The following is a 2,931-nucleotide window of genomic DNA, read 5'->3' on the forward strand; positions in this document are numbered from 1 at the left end:
CTAGTGATCATCGGCGCCGGGATGGCGTCGGGGCGGGCTCTGGAGGAGCTGTTCTCGCTGGCGCCCGATGCCTACGAGGTCACGCTCTTCAATGCCGAGCCGCGCGGGAACTACAACCGCATCATGCTCTCCCCCGTGCTCTCCGGCGAGAAATCCTACGGCGAAATCGTCACCCATGACGCGGACTGGTACGACAGCCACGGCGTCGAGACCCGCTTCGGCGAGCCGGTCACGGCGATCGACCGCGGCCGCAAGGTCGTTGTCACCGCAAAGGGCGAGACGCCCTATGACAAGCTCGTCCTCGCCACCGGATCGACCCCCTTCATCATCCCGATGCCCGGCCATGACCTGCCCGGCGTCATCGCCTACCGCGATCTCGACGACACCAACACCATGATCGCGGCCGCCGCCACCCCTGGCGCGCGGGCCGTGGTGATCGGCGGCGGCCTCCTGGGCCTCGAGGCCGCCGCCGGTCTTCGCCTGCGCGGCATGGAGGTCAGCGTCGTCCATCTCGCCGGCCACCTGATGGAGCGCCAGCTCGACCCCTCGGCCGGCTACCTGCTGGAGAAGGCGCTGGCCGAGCGCGGCATCGCGATCCACTGCTCGGCCAGCTCGAAGGAGATCTACGGCCAGGACCGCGCCGAGGGGCTGCGGCTCGAGGACGGCACCGAGATCCCCGCCGACCTGATCGTCATGGCGGTGGGCATCCGCCCGGGCACCGCGCTCGGCAAGGCGGCCGGGCTGGAGACCGGGCGCGGCATCGTCATCGACGACCGCTGCGTCACCTCCGACCCGGACATCCTGGCGGTCGGCGAATGCGTCGAGCACCGGGGCGCCGTCTTCGGCCTGGTCGCGCCGCTCTTCGACATGGCCAAGGTCCTGGCGCGCACGCTGGCGGGCGAGGCGGCGGCCTTCGCCCCGGTCGAGGTGGCCACCAAGCTGAAGGTCACCGGCTGCGACCTCTTCTCGGCGGGGGATTTCGCCGAGGGCGAGGGGCGCGAGGACATCGTCTTCCGCGACCCGGCGCGCGGCGTCTACAAGCGCCTGGTGCTGAAGGAGGACCGGCTGCTCGGCGCGGTGATGTACGGCGACACCGCCGACGGCGCCTGGTTCTTCGGGCTGATCAAGGACGGCACCGATGTCTCGGAGATGCGCGAGACGCTGATCTTCGGCCCCTCCTTCCAGGGGGGGACCGCGCCGGACCCTATGGCGGCCGTTGCAGCGCTGCCGGATGAGGCGGAGATCTGCGGCTGCAACGGCGTTTCCAAGGGCCAGGTCGTGGCGGCGATCAATGCGGGCGCCCATGACATCGGCGCGCTGCGCGCGGGCTGCAAGGCCTCGGCCTCCTGCGGCACCTGCACCGGGCTCGTCGAACAGGTGCTGGCGCTGACGCTGGGCGACGGCTTCGCCCTCCCGCAGGCCCAGCCGGTCTGCGGCTGCACGGAGCTCTCGCACGAGGATGTCCGCCGCCTGATCAAGGCGCGCGAACTGAAATCGCAGGCGGCCGTCTGGCAGGAGCTGGGCTGGACGACCAAGGACGGCTGCCATGTCTGCCGCCCCGCCATCAACTACTACCTGCTGGCCGACTGGCCGCTCGAGTACCGCGACGACCCGCAGTCCCGCTTCGTCAACGAGAGGAACCACGCCAATATCCAGAAGGACGGCACCTATTCGGTGATGCCGCGGATGTGGGGCGGCATGACCACGCCCGAGGAGCTGCTGGCGATCGCCGCGGCGGCGAAGAAATACGATGCCGCGGTCAAGGTCACCGGCGGCCAGCGGATCGACCTGCTGGGCGTGAAGAAGGAGGATCTGCCCGCGATCTGGAAGGATCTGAACGATGCCGGCATGGTCTCGGGGCATGCCTACACCAAGGGTCTGAGGACGGTGAAGACCTGCGTCGGCTCGGACTGGTGCCGCTTCGGCACGCAGGATTCCACCGGGCTCGGGATCAAGCTGGAGAAGCGGCTCTGGGGCAGCTGGACGCCGCACAAGGTGAAGCTCGCCGTCTCGGGCTGCCCGCGCAACTGCGCCGAGGCGACCTGCAAGGACGTGGGCATCGTCTGCGTCGATAGCGGCTACCAGATCGGCGTCGCGGGCGCGGCGGGCATGGACGTCAAGGAGACCGAGCGGCTGGTCGACGTCGCCACCGAGGAAGAGGCGATCGAGTGGTCGACCGCCTTCATCCAGCTCTACCGCGAGCATGCCAAGTACCTGGACCGCCCGTATAAATGGGTGGCGAAGGCGGGGCTCGACTGGGTGAAGGAGGTGCTCTCCGACCCGGCCGAGCGCCGCGCGCTCAACGCGCGCTTCGACATCTCCCAGAGCGTCTACCAGACCGACCCCTGGGCGGCGCTCGTCACGGCAGAGGAGCGGGCCTCCTGGTCCTCTCCGATCGCGACCATCGACCTGGAGGCAGCGGAATGACGGGCTGGACGGATATCGGCGCGCTGGCGGACATCCCGCAGCGCGGGGCGCGGGTGGTCAAGACCAGCCGGGGCTGCATCGCGGTGTTCCGCACCGGCGCGGACGAGGTCTATGCGCTGGACGACGCCTGCCCCCACAAGGGCGGCCCGCTGAGCGAGGGGATCGTGCATGGCGCATCGGTGACCTGCCCGCTGCACAACCGCGTCTTCGACTTCGCCACCGGCGCGGCGCAGGGGGCGGATACCGAGGTCGCGACGACCTATCCGGTGAAGGTCGAGGGCGGCCGCCTGCTGCTCGATCTCGCCGCCCTTGCGGACCGGAGCGCCGCGTGATGGCCGCGCCCGGAGCCGGCGGGAGCACCCGCACCACCTGCCCCTATTGCGGCGTCGGCTGCGGCGTGATCGCCGCGCCCGACGGCACGGGCGACCTCGCCATCAAGGGCGACCCCGCCCACCCCGCCAATCGCGGCCGCCTCTGCTCGAAGGGCTCCGCCCTCGGCGAAAC

3 protein-coding genes are annotated in these 2,931 nt (G+C 70.4%); all 3 read left to right on the forward strand.

Features of this window, described 5'->3' with window-relative positions; genetic code table 11:
* Positions 1-2,427: nitrite reductase large subunit NirB (gene nirB / locus FGX59_RS36360; RefSeq protein WP_138473415.1), on the forward strand; the 2,427-nt coding region annotated here is incomplete at its 5' end.
* Positions 2,424-2,759, forward strand: coding sequence for a nitrite reductase small subunit NirD (gene nirD / locus FGX59_RS36365; RefSeq protein WP_138473416.1), 336 nt, complete (start codon positions 2,424-2,426; stop codon positions 2,757-2,759). The genes nirB and nirD, both read left to right, overlap by 4 nt.
* Positions 2,759-2,931 (forward strand): hypothetical protein (locus tag FGX59_RS36370; protein WP_138473417.1); only part of this gene is annotated, 173 nt, incomplete at its 3' end. The genes nirD and FGX59_RS36370, both read left to right, overlap by 1 nt.

It is taken from the genome of Poseidonocella sp. HB161398 (genome assembly GCF_005870025.1).
In the GTDB taxonomy this organism is placed as follows: Bacteria; Pseudomonadota; Alphaproteobacteria; order Rhodobacterales; family Rhodobacteraceae; genus Mangrovicoccus.

Bases quoted from the DNA above. Each gene is read 5' to 3' on its own strand.
- nirD (WP_138473416.1), top strand. From the start codon at position 2,424: ATGACGGGCTGGACGGATATCGGCGCGCTGGCGGACATCCCGCAGCGC.